The organism is Salinicola sp. (assembly GCF_982684285.1).
Map to the genome: position 1 here is coordinate 1 of NZ_CEXLVS010000404.1, position 2,054 is coordinate 2,054.

A 2,054-nucleotide genomic window follows, 5' to 3' on the forward strand; every position below is an offset into this window, starting at 1 on the left:
CCCGCCATCCCGACGACACCGCTCTCGTTGGGACCGGCGACCTCGACACCATGGCAGGCGAAAAAGGATCGCCATTATGGCAAAAAGCGCCCAGCGCGCAAACGCTGGACGCCCGATGTCAATTCGGCTTTGATCAAAGCCCTGCTCATGCCCCGGCGAGCCGCTCCGCTCGGCGAGTGGCGGCCTCTCTAGTGAAGCGTCGGCGAGGGTGCCTCGGGAGAGTCGATGATCGCCTCGATGTCGGCCGCACTAAAATGGTACTGCGTATGACAAAAATGGCACTGTGTATCGACCGCTTTCTGCTCGTTCAGAATGCTTCGCAACTCGTCGGCGCCGAAGGTGTGCAGCGCGTTGGCAATGCGCTCCCGCGAGCAGGTGCAGCCGAACGCCAGCGCCTTGGGGTCGAAGACGCGCGTGGTCTCTTCATGGAAGAGGCGATACAGCACGTCCTGCGCCGGTAGCGTCAGCATCTCGTCGGCGGTGATCGTCGCCGCCAGGTGCACCACCCGGTCCCAGGCATCGGGGTCCTTGCTGGAGGCATCGTCCGGCAGTTGCTGGAGCAGCAGCCCGGCACTGCGTTGGCCGTCGGCGCTCAGCCACAGCCGTGTCGCCAGCTGTTCCGACTGGGCGAAATAGGCCTCCAGGCAGCCGGCGAGCTGATCGTGCTCCAGCGCCACGATCCCCTGATAGCGGTTGCCTTCGGCGGGATCCAGGGTGATCACGATCTGCCCGTCGCCCACCAGCTGCCGCAGCGAGGCATCGTCGGCGAAGATCTGATTTTCGTCGTACCGCGCGATGGCTCGCAGCTGACCGCCGGGGTTGGATTCGGCCATCAGCACGTCCACCCCCTGCTTGCCGCGCACTTCGAGACTGACGGTGCCATCGAGCTTGACGGTCTCGGTCAGCAGGGCGACAGCGCTCAACAGCTCGCCCAGCTGATGGCGAATCGGCGCGGGATAGTCCTGGCGCGCGAGCACCTCGCCGTAGGCGGCCTCGAGCTGCACGATCTCACCGCGTACGTTGGTGTCGTCGAACAGGAAGCGTTGGATTTCATCGTTCATGGATCGGATCTCATCGGGCACCGGGAGGATCGCAGGATCGCCCGGTGGGGGCAGATAGTGGGCGACGTCACGAGCGTGGGGCATCAGTCATCGGTGTGCTGGCGCTGGAACCGATGGATATCGCGACGCTGGCGCTTGTCGGGTCGTTTGATCGGCGGTTGCATCACCTGGTTGGCCAGCTTGCGCTGATGCGCTTCCCGCTCCCGTCGGTCGAGGCTCTCAGGCGTCTCGGCGTAGAGTGCCCGGGCCTCCGGGGCGCCGCGGCGCTGATCCGAGAGCGCCAGGACCTCGACGGTCAGGTTGTCCCAGCCTTGCGGCAGCTCGATCAGCGCGCCGACCTCGACGTTGCGGCTGGTCTTTACGCGACTGCCGTTGTAGCGGACCTTGCCGCCCTCGATCGCTTTCTTGGCCAGTTGACGCGTCTTGAAGAACCGCGCCGCCCACAGCCACTTGTCGATACGTACGGTTTCACTCATGGGTCAATTACCTCGACCGGTCTAAATGGGGGTGGGCAGTGCCCGCTTCAACCCGACCGCACCGGCAAAAGCGATGCAAACTGCTCGACGACGGCAAACGCCGGATGGGCGCTCCCCACCTTGCGGCTATCCGGTTGATGGATGCCCAGCAGGTGGCGAATGCCGTATCGCCGGGCGCTTTCGAGCACCTCGGCGTTGTCGTCGATGAACAGGCTGCGTGCCGAGTCGAAGGGGTGCAGCGTCTGCATGGCCGACCAGAACGCCAGCTGCTCCTTGGGAGCACCGACATCCGCCGACGACACGATGCGATCGACATAGCGATCCAGCCCGGTCAACGGCAACTTGAGACCGAGGCTCTCGCGATCGGCATTGGTCGCCAGCACCACATCCACCGGTGACGCCTTCAGCCACTCCATGAAGGCCAGTGCGTCGGCCCGCCATCCGATCAGGTGTGCCACCTCGCGCTTGAGCGCGACGATATCCAGCGACAGTTCGCGACTCCAGTAGGCCAGGCTGT

3 protein-coding genes are annotated in these 2,054 nt (G+C 64.7%); all 3 read right to left on the reverse strand.

Translation table 11 applies throughout. From position 1 onward, the window contains the following. Positions 1 to 188: 188 nt before the first annotated feature. Positions 189 to 1,061 carry an Hsp33 family molecular chaperone HslO gene (gene hslO / locus AC3AYF_RS20415; protein WP_295041137.1) on the reverse strand — a complete coding sequence of 291 codons (873 nt, stop codon included), beginning with the start codon at positions 1,059 to 1,061 and terminating at the stop codon, positions 189 to 191. Between the two features lie 83 nt (positions 1,062 to 1,144). Then, entirely contained in the window at positions 1,145 to 1,537 is a 393-nt protein-coding gene (locus tag AC3AYF_RS20420; protein WP_295041136.1) for an RNA-binding S4 domain-containing protein, read from the reverse strand. Positions 1,538 to 1,584: 47 nt separating this feature from the next. Continuing rightward, positions 1,585 to 2,054 (reverse strand): HAD hydrolase-like protein (locus AC3AYF_RS20425; protein WP_487780306.1); only part of this gene is annotated, 470 nt, incomplete at its 5' end.

What these genes read in the sequence shown, in the direction of transcription:
- AC3AYF_RS20420 (WP_295041136.1), bottom strand. Translation starts at nt 1,537, where the DNA reads ATGAGTGAAACCGTACGTATCGACAAGTGGCTGTGGGCGGCGCGGTTC.
- hslO (WP_295041137.1), bottom strand. Translation starts at nt 1,061, where the DNA reads ATGAACGATGAAATCCAACGCTTCCTGTTCGACGACACCAACGTACGC.